Annotated in this window: 16 protein-coding genes, 1 tRNA gene and 2 pseudogenes; 5 read left to right on the forward strand and 14 right to left on the reverse strand. The window is 68.8% G+C overall.

The features are described 5' to 3' along the window. Window positions 1-28: 28 nt before the first annotated feature. From AC0L6G_RS12850 to radC, 3 genes are read right to left on the reverse strand one after another with little or no spacing between them, the layout of a single operon-like run. Complete coding sequence (locus tag AC0L6G_RS12850) at window positions 29-2035, reverse strand: ParB/RepB/Spo0J family partition protein (protein ID WP_473252415.1); 2007 nt, start codon at window positions 2033-2035, stop codon at window positions 29-31. 51 nt (window positions 2036-2086) lie between these two features. After that, a complete protein-coding gene (locus tag AC0L6G_RS12855; RefSeq protein WP_473252416.1) occupies window positions 2087-3004 on the reverse strand; it encodes a toprim domain-containing protein in 918 nt (305 codons plus the stop codon). A gap of 7 nt (window positions 3005-3011) precedes the next feature. After that, window positions 3012-3707 carry a RadC family protein gene (gene radC / locus AC0L6G_RS12860; RefSeq protein ID WP_473252417.1) on the reverse strand — a complete coding sequence of 232 codons (696 nt, stop codon included), beginning with the start codon at window positions 3705-3707 and terminating at the stop codon, window positions 3012-3014. 103 nt (window positions 3708-3810) lie between these two features. Here radC and AC0L6G_RS12865 point away from each other — a divergent pair, with 103 nt between their 5' ends. Together AC0L6G_RS12865 and AC0L6G_RS12870 are read left to right on the forward strand one after the other, a co-directional pair. Then, entirely contained in the window at window positions 3811-4218 is a 408-nt protein-coding gene (locus AC0L6G_RS12865) for a nuclease (protein WP_473252418.1), read from the forward strand. Window positions 4219-4395: 177 nt separating this feature from the next. After that, window positions 4396-4896 (forward strand): YybH family protein, encoded by a 501-nt coding sequence (locus AC0L6G_RS12870; protein ID WP_473252419.1) that lies wholly within the window; start codon window positions 4396-4398, stop codon window positions 4894-4896. 71 nt (window positions 4897-4967) lie between these two features. On the opposite strand, the gene AC0L6G_RS12875 is transcribed toward AC0L6G_RS12870, so the two are convergent. From AC0L6G_RS12875 to AC0L6G_RS12900, 6 genes and pseudogenes are all read right to left on the reverse strand, one after another. Beyond that, window positions 4968-5043: transfer RNA gene (locus tag AC0L6G_RS12875), tRNA-Lys, on the reverse strand. Window positions 5044-5228: 185 nt separating this feature from the next. Next, window positions 5229-5597 carry a copper-binding protein gene (locus AC0L6G_RS12880; RefSeq protein WP_473252420.1) on the reverse strand — a complete coding sequence of 123 codons (369 nt, stop codon included), beginning with the start codon at window positions 5595-5597 and terminating at the stop codon, window positions 5229-5231. Continuing rightward, window positions 5594-8742 (reverse strand): annotated as a pseudogene (locus AC0L6G_RS12885) (efflux RND transporter permease subunit). Before AC0L6G_RS12885 ends, AC0L6G_RS12880 begins: the two are co-directional and overlap by 4 nt. Next, complete coding sequence (locus AC0L6G_RS12890; protein WP_473252421.1) at window positions 8739-10076, reverse strand: efflux RND transporter periplasmic adaptor subunit; 1338 nt, start codon at window positions 10074-10076, stop codon at window positions 8739-8741. The pseudogene AC0L6G_RS12885 and the gene AC0L6G_RS12890 overlap by 4 nt, the downstream one beginning before the upstream one ends. Then, window positions 10073-11524: a TolC family protein gene (locus tag AC0L6G_RS12895; RefSeq protein WP_473252422.1), complete on the reverse strand. Its 1452-nt coding sequence runs from the start codon at window positions 11522-11524 to the stop codon at window positions 10073-10075. The genes AC0L6G_RS12890 and AC0L6G_RS12895 overlap by 4 nt, the downstream gene beginning before the upstream one ends. A 24-nt stretch (window positions 11525-11548) precedes the next feature. Further along, window positions 11549-11911, reverse strand: a complete 363-nt coding sequence (locus AC0L6G_RS12900; RefSeq protein ID WP_473252423.1) for a hypothetical protein — start codon at window positions 11909-11911, stop codon at window positions 11549-11551. 217 nt (window positions 11912-12128) lie between these two features. Here AC0L6G_RS12900 and copC point away from each other — a divergent pair, with 217 nt between their 5' ends. From copC to AC0L6G_RS12915, 3 genes are all read left to right on the forward strand, one after another. Beyond that, window positions 12129-12491 carry a copper homeostasis periplasmic binding protein CopC gene (copC, locus tag AC0L6G_RS12905; RefSeq protein WP_473252424.1) on the forward strand — a complete coding sequence of 121 codons (363 nt, stop codon included), beginning with the start codon at window positions 12129-12131 and terminating at the stop codon, window positions 12489-12491. Window positions 12492-12496: 5 nt separating this feature from the next. Continuing rightward, complete coding sequence (gene copD / locus AC0L6G_RS12910) at window positions 12497-13429, forward strand: copper homeostasis membrane protein CopD (protein WP_473252425.1); 933 nt, start codon at window positions 12497-12499, stop codon at window positions 13427-13429. Between the two features lie 132 nt (window positions 13430-13561). Further along, window positions 13562-14833 carry a type II restriction endonuclease gene (locus AC0L6G_RS12915; protein WP_473252426.1) on the forward strand — a complete coding sequence of 424 codons (1272 nt, stop codon included), beginning with the start codon at window positions 13562-13564 and terminating at the stop codon, window positions 14831-14833. Between the two features lie 115 nt (window positions 14834-14948). Here the strand turns inward: AC0L6G_RS12915 and AC0L6G_RS12920 are convergent. The 5 genes and pseudogenes from AC0L6G_RS12920 to AC0L6G_RS12940 all read right to left on the reverse strand — a co-directional run. Beyond that, window positions 14949-14993 (reverse strand): annotated as a pseudogene (locus AC0L6G_RS12920) (hypothetical protein); the annotation flags it as partial. A gap of 122 nt (window positions 14994-15115) precedes the next feature. Beyond that, window positions 15116-15457 (reverse strand): hypothetical protein, encoded by a 342-nt coding sequence (locus AC0L6G_RS12925; protein ID WP_088582511.1) that lies wholly within the window; start codon window positions 15455-15457, stop codon window positions 15116-15118. Continuing rightward, complete coding sequence (locus tag AC0L6G_RS12930) at window positions 15454-16176, reverse strand: PepSY domain-containing protein (RefSeq protein ID WP_088582510.1); 723 nt, start codon at window positions 16174-16176, stop codon at window positions 15454-15456. The genes AC0L6G_RS12925 and AC0L6G_RS12930 overlap by 4 nt, the downstream gene beginning before the upstream one ends. Before the next feature lie 13 nt (window positions 16177-16189). Then, complete coding sequence (locus AC0L6G_RS12935) at window positions 16190-16432, reverse strand: DUF411 domain-containing protein (protein WP_473252427.1); 243 nt, start codon at window positions 16430-16432, stop codon at window positions 16190-16192. A 282-nt stretch (window positions 16433-16714) separates the two neighbouring features. Then, on the reverse strand, window positions 16715-17266 hold the full coding sequence (locus AC0L6G_RS12940; protein WP_473252428.1) for a YybH family protein: 552 nt from the start codon (window positions 17264-17266) through the stop codon (window positions 16715-16717). Window positions 17267-17336 lie beyond the last annotated feature (70 nt).

Consider the following 17336-nt stretch of genomic DNA (forward strand, 5'->3'; position numbering starts at 1 on the left):
CCATTTCGCTTAGGGTGTCATTTCGCCCTCAGCCGGAACCGACCCCCCCAACCCCGTCGTCGTCGAAGGCAGGGTCTTGCTCGTCGATGGGCCGGTCGTCAGCTTCGTCGGCATCATCCTGCGGCGAGCCCGCCCAGGACAGGCCGGCCGGCGCCCAGGTCCGCGACGCCGCCTGTTCGGCGACCCAGTCGACCAGTTCGGCCTTCTTCAGCGACCTGGCGCGGTCGTCCTCGGCCCCCATGGCCTCGAGCATCCCCAGCAGCAGCCCCTTGGAGTGAAGCTGAAGGAAGGGCGCGTCAGGCGTCCAGTGCAGGGTGATGTCCGCCGCGCAGAGCGCGGCCAGTTCAGCCGCTTCCGCGCGGGCGCTGCGCCGGATCAGGGTCGTGCGTTCCTCGCGGACGTCGAGGCTGATCGCGGTCAGTTCGGCCAGCAGACCCATCTTCTCGCCATGCGGCAGCGCATGAACCCAGGCGATGACGGTCTCGCCCGAAGCCTGCCAGGTCGCGCGGCGATCGTCGAGCCGCTGGCGCACCTCTCCGTCCAGGGGTTCGATCACCCGCCCGCCGGCCGGATTGAAGCCGGTGGCGAGGATGGCCAGAGCCGAGTCCGGGCGCGCCACATGGGTGCGCAGCACCAGAACGGTGAACAGGCGCGCGATCAGGGCGGTCAGGGCGGCGCCCGGGTCATCGGCCAGGGCGCGGATCAGTCCCCGCGTCGCGACGTCGGTGCGCACGCCGTGCAGGGCATGGTTGACGCCGTCGATCTCCGGCACGGGCGTCGCCACTTCGGGAGGAACATAGGCCGGCGGCGCGGACGCCTGGTCCGGTGAACCGCTCTCGGTCGAACCGTCCTCCTCGATCTCGGGTTCCTCGGGCGTGTAGCAGCGCACATCGACGCCCGTGCCGGAGGCGGGCCACATCACCATCGTCGTCACCACCCGCCCGCCGCAACCCGTCTGGTCCGCCGTCACCCGGGCGCGGATCATGGCGATGATGGCGGCGTCCACGGTCTCGGGGTCGCCGGCCTCCGAGAGAGCCCGCCGGGCCGTCTCCGCCCGCTCATTGAACACCTCGCGCTGGGCCCGGTAACGCGCCATGTCTTCAGCCGGAAGCTGGCCGCCGTAGACATAGCCCAGCGCTTCCAGGTCATCGGGCAGTTCAGGCTCGGGTCCGGCGGTGACATGCACCGCGATCCCCTCGGCCTCGAACACGGCGGCAATGGCGCGCGCCCGTCGGATCCACAGGTCGGTTAGGATGTCGGGATCGAGCAATACGGGCGCCAGCTCTCCGAACAGATCCGCCTCGGTGCGCCCGCCGGCTTCGCCGTAGCGGACCGAATCCACCAGGGCGCAGCGGCGGTCCCGGGCGGTGACCCGTCCTTCGTCAAGCCGTTCCGTGATGCGCCAATCCTGAAATCCATGCCCGTCCAGCGCCGCCTCGGCGAGCTCGGCCTGTTCCGCCTTGTCCGGCAGACGGGCCAGCAGCCGGGCCTGTTTGAGGGTCATGCGCCCGGCCTTCAGGGCCACGAGGGCGACCGGCGGCAGCCCGGCCAGGGCGGCCAAGCGTTTGACGTCGATCTCGGCGTAACCGAGAGCCCGGGAGATCACGGACACCGTCAGCCTGGATTTCAGCATCCGGCCGATGGCGCCGACGATATCCGCGACGTGGACGGGCACGGCCGTGTTGGTCAACAGGACGGCCGCCGCCTGGCGGGCGGGATCGGTCTCGACACAGACCGTGACCGGGTAATTTTCGTCGATCTCGCCCGCGTCCAGCAGCAGGCCGAGCGCGAGGCGACGACGGCGCCCGTCCAGCGCCATCCATGGCCCTTCCTTCTTGCCGCGGCCGGGGCGGACGGTGAGGCGCTGCAGCTGGCCGGCGGCCTTCATCGTGGCGGCCAGGGTCGGAATGTCGTCATCCGGCGGCTCATTGAAACGGAGATTCTCGCGGGCGATGCCGACGTCTCCGAGGCGAACGGTGCGCTCGTCGCGCTCGACGATCATGGCGGGGGTGGTGGCAGGAACAAGGTCGGTCATGGGGACTCTCCCGCCGGGCATCGGGGCCCATCCCCGCCGCTCCGGCGCCCATCACGACCCTCGCTCCTCTCCTTTCGCCGCGGCGACGGCCACTTCATTCCAGTCGCCGAATGGCGGGTCCGGAAGCACGATGCGAACCTCCAGACCGCCGAACGCGAGGCGGCGGCGAAGCCGCGCCGCGGCACCCTCGCCCGCGGCTCCCCGGTCGGCGGCGATCAGCAGACGGCGCACCCGCGCGGGCGGCGTCCAGGCGGCGAGGTTGTTCGCCGCCGTCAAAGCCCAACCGGGAAGCTGGAAACGGTCCATGGCGCACAGGGTCGTGACCACGCCTTCCCCGACCAGCATTTCCGCGGCCGCCGGCGCCAGTCGAACGGCGGCGCCGGCCGGAACCAGACCGACCGTCTTTCGCGTCAGTCGCAGGCCCGAGGCGAGACGCCCGCTCCTGTCCAGATACGTCAGCTCCACCGCCGTCAGCCGGTCCTCTGTGTCGCTGATCCGCGCGATCAGGGCGGCGCGGACTTGCCCCCGCGGCCGGTAGACGGAGATTGGCGCCTCGGGATGGAATCCGAGGTTCGCGGCGGCGGTGCCTTGAATGGCGCGACGCTCAAGGTAGCGACCGGCGGGGTCGTCGCCGCCGAGGGCGCGACCGCCAGCCCAGAGGTCCGACGCGGTCTGGAGGCGAAGACGGACATCGGGCCTTGGGGTCCACGGACCCGCTCGGCCGCCGCCGGTCAATCGGCCGCCGCCGGTCAATCGGCCGGCGTCGTCGATGAAGCCCCGGTCATGCAGATGATCGCGGATGGTCCTCCAGTCCGCCCCGCCGAAGCCGTGAATGACGACCCGGTTGTCGCTCAGCAGCAGCGAGACCGAGCGATCCTGCGCGCTATGGCCGGGCGCGGGGACGTTGGCGCGCCGGCCGTCGGAATAGAGATCGCCGCCCAGGGCGGTGACGATGCGGTGCAAGGTCATGGCCGCCTCAGATCAGGCCGAGGGCCTTGAAGCTGGCCGTGCCCTCCCGACCGACGACGAGGTGGTCATGGACCTGGATGTTGAAGACACGCGCCGCCTCGATGACCTGGCGCGTCATGTCGATGTCGGCGCGCGACGGGGCGGGGTCGCCGGAGGGGTGATTGTGGACCAGGATCAGAGCCGACGCCGAAAGTTCAAGCGCCTGGCGAATGATTTCGCGCGGATATACAGGGGCATGGTCAACTGTCCCATCGGCGACGAGTTCGTCCCGCATCAGTTGGTTCCTGCGATCCAGAAACAAGGTCCTGAACTGCTCGCGCGGCTCGTGAGCGAGCGCCGCCCGCACATAGGCCACGAGCGCGGTCCAGGACGTTATGACCGGGCGGCGGCAGGCTTCGGCGCGCGCAAGACGGACCGCGAACTCGCGCAGAAGCGTCAGCTCGGCCCGGAGGGCGGGCCCGGCGCCGGACGCCTGGGCCAGTTCGCCGGGCGCCGCGCCGGCGACGCCGCCGAGGCTGCCGAACCGTTCGAGCAAGGCGGCGGCGAGCCGCGCAGAATCCGTCTCCGGGTCCATCCGCTCCAATATCAGAGTCAGCAAGGTCTGATCGTCCGGCGCCGCCGGAACGAGGGTCGGCGTCGGACGGCGCCCGCGCGGTTCGGCAGCCGGCGCCCGGATCAGGGTCGACGTCGGGTTCGGTCTCATGGCGGTCTCCTTCTCCGCTCCACCACGGAGCGCCCGCCGTCCGGCCTTCCTTTCTCTCCCTGTCGGGCTTGTCCCCGGCCCGGTGCCGCGCCACCCTGGGCCGATGAAATGGCTTCTGATCGGCGCCGCGCTCCTGCTGGCCCCGACCGCCGCCCGGGCCGATCCATGCGAGGGCCGGCTGCCGGAACGCGTCGGCGAGCCCTTCGCGGGGATCGTGCGCTACGTCGGCGACGGCGACAGCCTGTGCCTCGGAAACACGACCGACCCCGCCGCCTGGATCGAAGTGCGGCTTTCGGATTTCGACGCAGCCGAACTGCACAGCCCCGCCGGCCGCGCCGACCGCGAGCGCCTGATCCGCGTGGTCGGCCGTCGCTGGCTCGATTGCACGGCGGTTCGCGGCCGCAACGGCCGGGTCATCGTTTACGATCGGGTCGTCGCCTCGTGCCGGCTGAATGGACGTCCGGTCGGCGACCTCCTCCGCGCCGCCGGCGGTCGCGAAGGCGGGAATTAGATCCAGTCCTTCGTCCCTCCCGGCGGCGACAGGCGACGTGTAGAACCCCGACCGGGTGGCGTTGACCCCATCCCGCCATCGCCCGGGAATCCCCGGAGGCCGATCGGGCGGATTGCCTCGCAAGGCAAAGCCGTCGCAGAGTGGGAGACCAAGCTGCAGCAAACCCAAGGCCACGCCATGTCCGCCGCAAGAATGCTTCTCGCCCTCGCCTTCTCCGCGTCGATCGCCTCCGCCGGGCCGGCGCTGGCGCATGACCCGGTCGCGAACCCGGCGGCCGCTTCAGTCGACGATATCCAGGCAGAAGCGACGGCGGCTGCGAGCGTCGTCGACGCCTTTCACGCCGCGCTGGAACACGGAGATACGAGCGCTGCGCTGGCCTTTCTGGCCGACGACGTGCTGATCTTCGAGAGCGGCGGGACCGAGCGATCGAAGGCGGAATACGCCCAACACCACCTGGCTGCGGACGCCGCCTTCTCGGCCGCCGTGCCGGCTGCAAGGTCCCGGCGCATGGCGCGCGCCGTCGCCGACAGCGCGTGGGTCGCGAGCGAGAGCCGGACGACGGGCCAGTTCAACGGCCGCCCCGTCGACAGCATGTCGGTCGAGACGATGGTGCTCCATCGCCAGGCCGAGGGATGGCGGATCACGCACATCCACTGGTCCTCCCGCGCCGTTCGCTGATCCAGGGCGCGGCGGCGCCCTTCCGCATCGGCCGCGGCGGCGCTCGCCTCATCCGCATCCGCGTCAGATCCTGGAGGGCGCTCGCGGATTTGAACCACGATCTGCGGATTAAATGTCCGCCGCTTTGCGCCATTAAGCTAAGCGCCCCAAGATCGTCCAGGCCCGGAACCACCGTCCAGTCTCGCAGGATCGACGGCAAAGTTTAAGTCTTGATGGCCGGACAGCCCGGGCGGCTTGGCCGCCGCCGGGTCGTCAGGCGGGCGCCGGATGGGTGTCCAACCCAACCCAACTCATCCCGACCGACGACCCGGACGCCCGCACCGGCGACGCCGTCAATGCGGATAGATCGCCGTGATTTCGCCCGTTCCACCGCGAACCGTCAGATCGAACTGGACGCGGTCTCCAATGGCGGCCTCCCGAATCACGGCGGGACCGGCCTTGAAGCTCATCGTCATCGCGGGCCAGTTCACCGCCTTTATCGGCTCGTGATTGATCGTGACGGTGCCGGCCGCCGGATCGACGGCGGTGATGACCCCGGCGCCGTAGGCGGTCTTGGCGGCCGCGGCGGAGGATGCCGCAGCCGCCTCAGGGGCGGCCGAGGGACTCTCGACCGCCGCTTCGCCGGGCGCAGGGTCGGCCTGCTGGCCGCAAGACGCCAGCACCAGGGCGCCGCCGGCGAGGCTGATGAGGGTTCGGATCATGAAGTCGCTCCTTGGGTTGAGGGGGTAGAACGTGATTTCCGGCGTCTCAGGAGGAGGTAGCCGGCTGGGATGACAAGCATCGACAGGAGGGGCGCGGTGATCATGCCGCCGATCACCGGGGCGGCGATCCGGCTCATGATTTCAGAGCCCGCGCCGTGGCCGATCAGGATCGGGAACAGACCGCCAAGGATTACGGCGACCGTCATGGCCTTGGGCCTGACCCGCAGAAGGGCGCCTTCGCGAACGGCCTCCTCCACTTGGTCCCGGTCGGGATCAGGCCCTCGATGCTTCAGCGCATGTTTGAGATAGATCAGCATCACCACGCCGAACTCGGCCGACAGGCCCGCCAGGGCGATGAAGCCCACGCCCGTCGCGACCGACTGATCAAAGCCCATCAGATAGAGCAGCCAGAAACCGCCGGTAAGGGCGAACGGCAGGGTGCCCATGATGAGCAGGGCTTCGTCGAAGCGACCGAAGGTCAGATAGAGCAGGATGAAGATGATCACGAGCGTGGCCGGAACCACGATCTTCAGCCGTTCCGCCGCCCGTTCCAGGTATTCGAACTGGCCCGAGTCGGCGATGCTGACGCCCGGCGCGAAATCCACCTCGCTGGCGACGGCCTGACGCAGATCGGCGACGACGGACGCGAGGTCACGCCCCCGAACATCGACATAGATCCAGGTGGTCAGCCTGCCGTTCTCGGACTTCAGCATCGGAGGGCCATCGGCGATCTGGATATCGGTGACCGTGCCAAGGGTGATCTGCTGACCCGACGGCGTCAGAACCGGCAGGGCGCGCAGCTGCTCCAGACTGTCGCGCAATTCCCTCGGATAACGGACGCTGATCGGATAGCGGGCCAGCCCCTCCACCGTCTGACCGATCGTCTCCCCGCCCACGGCGCCTGAGACGATCGACTGGACATCGGCGATGTTCAGGCCGTAACGGGCCGCCGCGCGCCGGTCGATGTCGATGTCGACATACCGCCCGCCGGTCAGGCGTTCCGCCAGGGCCGAGGTCACGCCCGGTACGGTCCTGGCGACCTGGGCCACCTGGGCCGCGATACGGTCCATCGCGGCCAGGTCGGCGCCGGACACCTTGACGCCGACGGGGCTCTTGATGCCCGTCGCCAGCATGTCGATACGATTGCGGATCGGAGGGACCCAGACGTTGGACAGTCCGGGAACCTGAACCGCGCGGTCAAGCTCCTCGACCAGCTTCTCCGGGGTCATGCCGGGCCGCCATTCATCGCGTGGCTTGAACTGGATGGTCGTCTCGAACATCTCCAGCGGAGCCGGATCCGTGGCGGTCTCCGCCCGGCCCGCCTTGCCGAATACGGTCGCCACTTCGGGCACGGTGCGGATCATCCGGTCCGTCTGCTGCAACAGTTCCGCGGCCTTGGCCGGAGAGAGGCCCGGCTGGGCCGAAGGCATATAAAGCAGGTCGCCCTCGTCCATCGCCGGCATGAACTCGCCGCCCAGCTGGCTAAGGGGCCAGGCCGTGGTGGCGAAGACCAGAAAGGCGGCCACCAGGGTCTTCCTGGGATGACGCAGCACCCAGTCCAGCGGTCCCCGATAAACGCGGGTCAGCCAGCGATTGATCGGGTTGCTCTGTTCGGCCGGGATCCGTCCCCGGATCAGATAGCCCATCAGAACCGGCACGAGCGTGATCGACAGGATCGCCGCCGCCGCCATCGCATAGCTCTTGGTGAAGGCCAGCGGCGCGAACAACCGCCCCTCCTGGGCCTGCAGGCTGAACACCGGGATGAATGACAGGGTGATGATCAAGAGGCTGAGGAACAGCGCGGGTCCGACCTCCACGGCCGCCTCGGTGATGACCTTCCAGCGATCCTCGCCGATGAGCTTGTGGTCCGGGTGGTCGTGCTCCCATCGCTCGATGTGCTTGTGCGCGTTCTCGATCATGACCACCGCCGCATCGACCATGGCCCCGATGGCGATGGCGATGCCGCCCAGCGACATGATGTTGGCGTTCACGCCCTGAAGATTCATGATCAGGAAGGCCGCCAGCACGCCCAGGGGCAGGGTCAGGATGGCGACCAGCGCCGACCGGGCGTGCCAGAGGAACAGGCCGCAGACCAGGGCGACGACGATGAACTCCTCGATCAGCTTGCCGCTCAGATTGTCGATCGCCCGGTCTATGAGCTGCGACCGATCGTAGGTCGTCACCACTTCGACGCCCGGCGGCAATCCGGCCTTGAGCGTCTCGAGTTTTTCAGCGACCGCCGCGATCGTGGCGCGGGCGTTTGCACCGGACCGCAGGATAACGACGCCGCCGGCGACCTCGCCTTCGCCGTTCAGTTCCGCTATGCCGCGCCGCATCTCCGGGCCGATCTGGAGGGTCGCGACGTCCCCGAGGCTGATCGGCACGCCCCCCCCGCGGTGCGGAGCGGCACAGCCCGGAAGTCGTCGAGCTCAGTCAGATAGCCGTTGGCGCGCACCATGTATTCGGCCTCGGCGAGCTGGAGCACCGAGCCGCCCGTCTCGCCGTTGGCGCGCTGGAGGGCCTCCACCACCGCCTGATGGGTGATGCCGTATGACGCGAGCCTGACGGGGTCGAGCACCACCTGGTATTGCCGCACCATGCCGCCGAGGCTGGCGACCTCGGCCACGCCCGGCACGGTCTTCAGCTCGTAGCGGAGGAACCAGTCCTGCAGGCTTCGCAGCTGCGCCAGGTCGGTGCGGCCTGTGCGATCGACCAGGGCGTATTCATAGACCCAGCCCACGCCGGTGGCGTCCGGCCCCAGCGCCGGTTGGGCGGTCGCGGGAAGCCGCGCCTGAACCTGGCTGAGGTATTCCAGGACCCGGGACCGCGCCCAGTAGAGGTCCGTCCCATTCTCGAAGAGCACATAGACGAAGCTGTCGCCGAAGAAGGAATAGCCCCGAACCGTTCGCGCGCCGGGCACCGATAGCATGGTGGTCGCCAGTGGGTAGGTGACCTGGTTCTCGACGATCTGAGGGGCCTGCCCCGGATAGCTGGTGCGGATGATGACCTGCACGTCCGACAGGTCCGGCAGGGCGTCGACCGGCGTGCTGCGCACCGCAAACAGGCCCGCAGCGAGCAGGGCGAGGGCCGCCATGAGGACGAGGAAGCGTCCTTTGACCGAGGCGCGTATGATTGCGGCGATCATTGCCCCGACCTCCCGCGCGGTGCGGGCGCGACCATGGATGGGGCCGTCTGGGCGGCGGTGGCCGGCCGGCCGGCGGTCGGCGACGCCGGAGCGCGCGCGGGCCCGGAAGTCCCGCCGATCGGCCGCGCCGTGACGCCTGACAAGCTGGCTTCGGAATCGATCAGGAACTGACCCGACGCGACAACCCGCTCGCCGTCGCGCAGACCGGCGAGGATTTCGGTCTGACCGCCGGCCTCCCGTCCGATGCGAACCTCGGCCGGCTGATAGCGGCCTTCCGGCAGGGCGAGCATGACGATGTCCCGCTCTCCAGTTCGGATCACCGCCTCGGTCGGCACGAGCAGAGCCGACGTCGAACCGCCGCCGAAGTTGATCCGACCGAACATGCCGGGGCGCAGACGGCCCCCTCTATTGGCCAGTTCGATCCGCCCGGTGACCGTGCGGCTGTCGCCGACGAGTTCCGGCAACAGGGCGGTCAGGCGGCCCGTGAACCGCTCGCCCGGGAATGCGGCCAGGGCCACCTCGACGGACTGCCCGACCCTCGGCTGGCTCGCCAGCGTCTCCGGGATGGCGGCGTTGACCCAGACGGTGGCCAGGCCGTTGATCTCAGCCAGGGTCATGCCCTGGGTGACGCTCATGCCGGCGCGCACGCCCAGCGTCTTGATCACGCCGCCGGTGGGCGTTGAGACCGTGATTGTGGTCCGCGCCCGCCCGCTGCGTTCCACTGAGGCGATCAGGCTCTCGGACATGCCCAGCAGCACCAATCGCTGCCGCGCGGCCTCAATCAGGGCCGTGTTGCCGGTGCGTCGCACGGCCAGATATTCCGTCTGGGCTCCGCCCCAGGACGGAATGAGCAGATCGACGAGAGGCGACCCGGCGGCGATCACGTCGCCCGGCGCGCGGTTGTAGACCCGCTGCACGAAGCCGTCCGCACGCGACTGGACCACGGCGATGTCGCGTTCATTGTAATCGACCGCCGCTGTGGCGCTGAGATCGCCCTCCAGGTCGCCGCGGCGGGCCGTGGCGTACCGGACCCCGAGATTGTGGGTCAGCGCCGGATCGATCCGGACGCCGGGGGCGGCGTTCGTTGCCCCCTCATCGGCGTATTTGGGGATGGTATCCATGTTCATCGACGATTTCCCCGGCCCCGGGTATCGTTCGTTCGGAACCATGGGATCGTACCAGTAGAGGATCTCGCGCTCCCCTCCCTCCTCGGCGTTCTCGTTTGCGGCCCCGTCCAGGCGCGGGGCGATGACGACGCCGGCCCCGACGCCGATCCCGAGCAGAAGAAGAGCGCCCATGGCGATGCCCACCCGTTTGTTGCGAGGGGCGTTCATCGGGCGTCGTTCCCATAGGTGAGAGTGATCTCGACCACTTGGCGCATCACGGCGGCCTCGCGATCGAGCGTGTCGAGCCGGGCGTTGGCCACGGCGGTGAAGGCTTCCAGCACTTCAACGATGCCCGCCCGGCCCGCCGCATAGCTCGCGGTTTCGAGATCGGAACGCTGCAGAACATTGGGCAGAACGACGTCGCGCGACCGAAGCCATTGATCCTTGGCCGTCGCGTGGTCGGCCAGGGCGCTCTGGAGCGACGCGGTCACCACGCGCTCGGCGTCCTGGCGCTCGGCGGTGACCCGCAGCGCGTCAGCGGCGCGCGCCGCGATGACGGGATCCTGCCTCTGCCCCGGAAAGATCGGCAGCCGCACGCTCGCTCCGACGGAGAACAGGTCGCCGAACCGCTCGTCGCGGCGGCCGTAGCTGGCCTCCAACGACCAGTCCGGCCGTCGTCCTGCGCGCGCCAGGTCGACCTCGGCGTCGGCGCGCCGCGCCGCGGCGCCATAGGCGCGCAAAATCGGCAGCCGGGCGATGCCGCTCCGCAAGGCGGCTAGGTCGAGATCGTCTTGCGGCGGCGGGCCCGTCGTTTCGGGTTCGTTGTCGCCCGTCCAGCGAGCCAGTTCAGCCCGCGCCTTCTCGAGCTCGGCGACGAGACTGCTGCGGCGATCGTCCAGATCGGCCTTGAGCTGGACGGGTCCGAGAGCGTTCGCCGGCCGATAGGCGCCCGATGCGACGCCGGCGGGAGCGGTGTTCCACAACGGCTGAAGGGACTCCAGAACCTCCTCCAGCGCCGCGAGGCGGCGTTGGGCGTAGAAGAGGTCGATCCAAGCCAGTCCCGTTGCGATCTGAACCTCTCGTCGCGCGACGGACAGCTCGGAGCCGGCGACGCCGATCTCCGCTTCGGCGACGTCGCGCTCGGCGCGACGCCGCGCGCGGCTCGGCACGTCCTGCTCGACGCCGATCCTGAGCATGGTGAAGTCGTCCTGGTCGAGTTGGCCTGCGAACGGCCCGGTCACCGGAAACCCGTCGAGCCCGAACGTGAGACGAGGGTCGGGCAGCCGGCCGGCGGCCGGGGCCGCAGCGCGCGCGGCATCGACCCCCAGGGTGCTGGCCCTAAGGCCGGGCGCTCCGACGGCGGCCCGCGCCAGGGCTCGTCGAACGTCTGCGGGTCGGCCCTGGCCGACACGGCCCAAGCGCTCAGCAGCAGAGCGCAGGCGGGAAAAATCGCCCAGCTTGCGGTCGACCCACGGTCCCGGGACGGCGGGGAAACCTCCGCGCGTCGCGTCGCGACGCGCGGCAGGCGGATACGGGGCGGCGGACACGCAGATGCGCGTGTCGCCGACCTCAGACGAATGGTCATGAATTCCTCGAAACCACTGGGCCCGCTGCGAGGGCGGGACATCGGCGAAGGGCTCGGATCGATCGGCGGTCGCCCGCGCAACGGCGCGCACGGCCTTCCGATCAGCGGACGCGGTCTACGCCAGCCGTTTCGGCGGATTCTTCAGTGGAAGCGGGCCTGCGCCCTCTCGCACGACATCGACGGCTGCGAACCGGAGTCCCCGCGGAGCCGAAGGCCGTTGAACGGTCGGCGCCGGCGGCATGGGCGCCGCGACGGCGGCGCAGCCCATCTTGGCGATGCAGTCGGGCGTCATCTCGTCGCAGGGGCTCGTCGGTCCGCCTGACGGTTCGTCCGCCATCACCATCATTTCGGCGCAGTCCATCTCCGCCATTCCACCCGTCGATTCGAAGACTTGGAACGGGGTGGCGTGCGCCGACGACTGCCCGACAAAGCCGGCCACCGCCAAGGCGAACAGAAGGGTGCGGACGATATTCCACATACCCGTCCATCCCACGCCCCCCGGCGCGCCGTGTCAAGCGACCGATCTCCGGCGTTGGGCCCGCGCCCAGCCAACCGTCGCCGATTGCCTCGCACCGCAGCCCCATTCCAGACAGACTTCGACCCGGGGTAAGCGTGCGTCAGCCGAAGGTCGAATGAGGGATTGAACTCCGGGCCCCGTATACCTCATTGAACCCCTTTGGTTTCGGAGCCTCCCAATGACCCCTCGCAAGATCCTCTCCCTTATCGGCGCCGCCGGCGCCCTGCTCCTGGTCGCCACCCAGGCCGAGGCCCACGCTCGCGTCGTCGCCTCCACCCCGGCGGCGAGCGCGACCGTCGCCTCTCCCCGGGCGCTCACGGTGACCTTCAGCGAACGCGTGGTGCCGGCTTTCTCGGGCCTCGAAGTGGTCAACGCCGCCGGCGCCAAATTCGCCGTGACCGCCACCGTCTCCGAAGACGGCAAGACCGTGTCGGGACGGACGGCGCGTCCGCTCGCCGCCGGCGCCTACAGCCTCAACTGGCGCGCGGCTTCGGCGGACGGACACCGCATGACCGGCGCCATCGCCTTCACGGTGCGCTGAGCCCCGTGCTCGATGGCCTCGTCATCCTGCTCCGACTTTTGCAGTACGGGGGCGTGGTCGTCCTTCTGGGAACGCCACTCTTTTTCCTTTACGGACTGCGCCCGTCCGACGGTGTCGCGCTCGACTGGGCCAAGCCCCTGCTGATCGCCGCGTCGGCCGTGGTCGCCCTGGGCTCGCTCGCCGCGCTCGCGGCCCAGACCTCGGTGATGGCGGGCTCGATCGCCGAGGGTCTCAAGCCCGCGTCCTTGGGCTTCATGATCACCGGCACGAGCTTGGGGCCGGCCTTCCTCATCCGCGCCCTGGTCGCCGCCGCCGCCCTGCTCCTCCTCGTTTTCGTCCGACCGTCCCGGCCGGTTTGGATCGCCGTCGTCCTCGCCGGATTGGTGGCGGCCGCAAGTTTCGCTTGGACGGGGCACGGCGCGGCGACGGAGGGACCCGGTCGTCTGGTCCATCTGACCGCGGACGTCCTGCATAGCTGGAGCGCGGCGGTCTGGCTCGGCGCGCTCGCGGCCTTGCTGATCCTGACGATCCGTCACCGCTCCGGGCCGGCCGCCGACCGGATTCTCCATCAGGCGCTTCACGGCTTCGCCGGCGTGGGAACGGCGTCGGTGGCCGTCCTGGTGCTGAGCGGCCTGGTCAACAGCTGGTTTCTGGTCGGACCTGATCGCCTCTCCGGTCTTCTCACCACGCCCTACGGCCTGTTGCTGACGGGCAAGCTGGTCCTCTTCGCGCTCATGCTGGTTCTGGCGGCCGCAAACCGCTTCCATCTGACTCCGGATCTCGCCAGCGCCCTCGACGATCCCGAGGATCTTCGGGTCGCGGTGGGACGTCTGAAGCGCAGCCTGGTGGTGGAGACCCTGCTCGCCCTGGCGCTCCTCGCCCTGGTCGCGATCATGGGCACCCTGGCCCCGGTCTCGGCCATGGACATGGCGATGTAAGCCGGAGGCCGTGCCCGACCGCTTCGCCGGAGCCCGCTCGGGGACGCGGTTAGCCGCGCTTCGAGTTCGATCCATTGGCGCTCGCCGGCCAACCTGCCTAGATTGGGATAGTGGAGTCTTGAGGGGGATGGCGTGCCGGATCGACTTCGAGAGCTTATCGAGCAGTGGCGCGACGACCCTTCGGCGACCTATCAGACGTGGTTCCTGTGGGATGAACGACTGAAGAATTTCCGCTCCATCCGCCGGGGCATCGGCCAAGTCGTCGAGGAGATCGAGACGGGCCGGTTCGGCGTCGCTTATCGCGGCTCGTCACTGGAGACGATCGTTCATTCCGTCGCCGAGCAACGCCAGATCTTCCGGGGCGCCGATCACGCCTTCCTTTGGAAGCCCAAGCTCCGGATTCCCGACATCTACGAAAACCCGGTCAATCAGCGCGCCTTCGGGCGTCTGCTGCACCACTGCAGCGGCTGTTCGACCGGCGCCGAGATCCTGTCCGGCATCCGCACGATTGACCAGCTCAAGATCAAGGGGCTCGGGCCGGCCGTTGCGAACCTGATCTACTTCCTGCATCCCACCCACGCCCCGCCGTTCAACACCGCCATCGTCAATGGGTACAACGGAATCACCGGGTCGAAAGTGAAGCTGGGCAGCTGGGAGCACTATCTGGCCATGCGAGAGGGAATCCTCGCCCTCAACGCTCGGTATCGCGACCTGCTGTCTAACGACCTGGGGGCCTTGGCGGGTTTCCTGTTTGACGTCGGCTCCGGTCGATACCCTGCTCCGCCCCTCGACAGCGAGGATCTCTCGAACCGGGGCTGGCAGGAGCGGCTTGCCGAGGCCCGGGCCGAGGCCGTGAAGTTCGAGAAGACCACGTTGCAACAGCGCGAAACGGATCGCACCCATACCGAAATCCAGGCCTGGATTCGCGATCTGGGCCGGGCACTGGGCTACCGGGTGTGGATCGCCGCCAATGACCGCGGCCGCATTCATGAGGGCGCGCGCCTGGGTCAAGGCTGTTTGGACCATTTGCCTGCGGCGCTTGCGAATGGCGCGGGCGCAGAGTCCATCCGCCTCATCGACGTCCTCTGGCTGGAGGCTGGCGCGGACCGCGTAACGGCCGCCTTTGAGGTCGAGCATTCTACGACCATCTATTCCGGTGTGGTGCGCATGTTGGATCTCGCCCTGTCAGGCGAGCTTCACACCTCCGCAGGCCTGTTCCTCGTGGCGCCGGACAGCCGAGAGGAGGATGTTCGCGCGCAGTTGCAGCGGCCGGCCTTCAGCCGTATCGCTGACCTCGACGTGCGCTATCTGCCATATGGCGAACTGGACCGACACCGGGAGTCGATCGCCCGCTTCGCGACAGACCTCCGGGCGCTGACCGAAATTTCGCACCGCCTGACCTGATCGTCGGTGACTGGCCCGCCTCGCATCCAGGTCGTTCTGGCTCACAGGCCTGATAGGCAAGAGCGCGATCCTCCAGCCGCACCCGCCAGGTGATCAGCATGGCATTAAGCGCGGTGAACACCACTGCTATCCAGACCTGGCCGAAAACCAGCGGCAACATGGCGATCTCAAGAGATGCGATCCAGTAGTTGGGATGACGAATGACCCGGAAGGGCCGGATCGGACTAGCGGCGCGCCGGGCAGGTGATGATCCGAGTGGTCCAAAACCGGCCAAGGTCGCGATCACCCCGCTTGCTCCAGCGCGCTCGTCGTGCTCTCGGCCATCAGGGCGACTGCGTGTTCCAGGAACAGGTCGTTCCGCTCCGCGAAGCTGTGCGGCTGCAGATACCAGTCCATTGGGACGCACGAATGCCGTGTGTCGATCAAGGCGTTTCGATAGATAGGCGCCAGCCGCTCGAAACCGCCGTGGGTCGTGGCGAACATTTCGGCCCCGTTGGCCGCGACGTCCTCTTGCCGCAGGATGTGCGGCGGCCAGGCGGTGGTCAGGGCGGCGAGACGCGGTGGTGAAGTCCGGTCGTTGTCTCTTGGCAGAGCTTCCTGTGATCGAGCCGTCGCCTGCCTCATGGCTCCCGCTTGCGAACCGCACGCGCCATTTTCAGGTCGCGGGAGATCCGTATCCACAGCAGGATGAAGCCCGAAATCACAATGCTCAGGGTCAAGGCGGTAGTGATGATGATCAGGGGGTGATTGAAGTCCTCGCCGTCGTTCCAGTCCATGACGTGCAGTCGCCAGAAGAAGTCGAAGATCCGCCACACGCCCGAGCGGCGCGTCACCACTTCGCCTGTCGCTGGCGACAGGTAGAAGGCCGTCTTTTCGCGGTCGGCGAAGTCTACCCGCCACAGCGGTCCGGTGCGTCCCGTCTCCTCGGGCGCCGTCGCCAGAAGAACCGCGCCGGAAACCCGCGCCTCGCCCTTGTACGCGCCCTTGGCGAAGGCCGAGGCGTCGGCGGCCGACATCGGTCCGAACGGCCGGCCGGTCGCGGCGGACACGACGACTGGCTCGCCCGACGCCGGCTTCAAGGTCCAGGCCGCCCCCCGCGGCGTCGTGTGAAGCTCCGCCTGGACAGGCGCGACGCCCGCTCGGCGCGCGATCTCGCTCAGTGCCGGAAGCGCGCCGAGCTCCAGCGGGCTCGGCTTGAGGTCAACCGCCCGATGTTCGCCGCGCACCGTCTCGATCGGAATGGCCGTCATCACCAGACCGCCGCCGACCCAGAACAGCACCTGAAGGCCGACGACGAGCGCAATCCATTTGTGCAGCTGGGTGGAGAGCTTGAGAACCTTCATCCCTGGGCCTCGCCTAGCCGTGACGCGCGAAGACGCGCGTACCGCCGCCCTTGAGGATCAGCAGGGTCTCATAGGGCTCACGTTGGCCGTCTGGCGTCTCCATGCCGGGAGACCCCAGCGGCATCGCCGGCACTGCGAGGCCCACGGCCTCGGGACGTTCGGCCAGAAGCTTGCGGACATCCTCGGCCGGCACATGGCCCTCGAGGACATAGCCGCCGATCATGGCCGTGTGGCAGGAGGCGAGCGCCTCGGGCACGCCTTGGGTGCTGCGTATAGAGCGAAGGCTCGGAAGTTCATTGACCCGCGCCTGGAAGCCCGCGGCTCGCATATGGTCCACCCAAGCCGTGCAACAGGCGCAAGTGGGTGTCTTGTAGACCGCGAGCTCGGTCGATGAACGGGCGCCCGGAGCGCAGGCCGCGACGGCGACGGAGCCGGCCCCCGCAGCCAGAAATGCACGGCGTGAAAGCGTGGGCATCGATCTCATGGGTCCCTCTGGCGAGCGATATCTGGAGGCCGCCGATGACGGTCGCCGCCGCGATCAGGCGGCGGGGCGGAAGGGCCGGGCCGAGGAGTGATAGACGTCGAACCTCCACTCGTCACCCCGCTTGCGCAGGACGCTCGTGGCGGCGCCGCGGCGCTCGATGGGGGCCCGGGCGCTGTCCTTGAAGGTGATGTGGTAGGTGTAGGTCTCGCTCACGAAGGCGGTGTCGCCGTCGACCTCGACCTTCATCTCGTGGTCGCGGAAGTCGAAGCCGGCCAGATCCGCGAACTCGGGTCCGAGATGGTGCTCCAGATAATAGGCGAAGGATCCCTCCACGCCGCCGTTCTCGAAGATTTCCGAGTCGGGCCAGAACAGGGCCGGCGTCTGCGACACGTCCATCCGCTCGATGGCGTCCTTGTAGGCGGTGACGACCGTTCGCACCTGGGCCTCGTCAGCGGATTGCGCATGGCCGGGGGCGTGCGCCGAGCCTGGCGTATTGACCGAGCCGGGGGCGTGGGAGTGGGCCGGCGCCTGTGATTGAGCTTGCGCTTGGCCGGAGGTCGCGAGGAGGGCGGCGACCGCCGATCCGGCGAGTGCTGAACGGAACATCATGGTGCAGTCTCCTGGTTTGCCGCGGCCGCAGTAGAACCCGGTCCGGCGAAGTAGATGAAGAACGAGG

It is taken from the genome of Brevundimonas sp. D3-1P, from assembly GCF_055809335.1.

Excerpts from the sequence above, each read along its gene's own strand:
- AC0L6G_RS12870 (WP_473252419.1), top strand. The coding sequence starts at position 4,396 with ATGTCCGCCGCAAGAATGCTTCTCGCCCTCGCCTTCTCCGCGTCGATC.
- AC0L6G_RS12925 (WP_088582511.1), bottom strand. The coding sequence starts at position 15,457 with ATGAGGCAGGCGACGGCTCGATCACAGGAAGCTCTGCCAAGAGACAAC.
- AC0L6G_RS12890 (WP_473252421.1), bottom strand. The coding sequence starts at position 10,076 with ATGAACGCCCCTCGCAACAAACGGGTGGGCATCGCCATGGGCGCTCTT.
- AC0L6G_RS12850 (WP_473252415.1), bottom strand. The coding sequence starts at position 2,035 with ATGACCGACCTTGTTCCTGCCACCACCCCCGCCATGATCGTCGAGCGC.
- AC0L6G_RS12900 (WP_473252423.1), bottom strand. The coding sequence starts at position 11,911 with ATGTGGAATATCGTCCGCACCCTTCTGTTCGCCTTGGCGGTGGCCGGC.
- AC0L6G_RS12865 (WP_473252418.1), top strand. The coding sequence starts at position 3,811 with ATGAAATGGCTTCTGATCGGCGCCGCGCTCCTGCTGGCCCCGACCGCC.
- AC0L6G_RS12880 (WP_473252420.1), bottom strand. The coding sequence starts at position 5,597 with ATGATCCGAACCCTCATCAGCCTCGCCGGCGGCGCCCTGGTGCTGGCG.
- radC (WP_473252417.1), bottom strand. The coding sequence starts at position 3,707 with ATGAGACCGAACCCGACGTCGACCCTGATCCGGGCGCCGGCTGCCGAA.
- AC0L6G_RS12930 (WP_088582510.1), bottom strand. The coding sequence starts at position 16,176 with ATGAAGGTTCTCAAGCTCTCCACCCAGCTGCACAAATGGATTGCGCTC.
- copC (WP_473252424.1), top strand. The coding sequence starts at position 12,129 with ATGACCCCTCGCAAGATCCTCTCCCTTATCGGCGCCGCCGGCGCCCTG.
- AC0L6G_RS12940 (WP_473252428.1), bottom strand. The coding sequence starts at position 17,266 with ATGTTCCGTTCAGCACTCGCCGGATCGGCGGTCGCCGCCCTCCTCGCG.
- AC0L6G_RS12855 (WP_473252416.1), bottom strand. The coding sequence starts at position 3,004 with ATGACCTTGCACCGCATCGTCACCGCCCTGGGCGGCGATCTCTATTCC.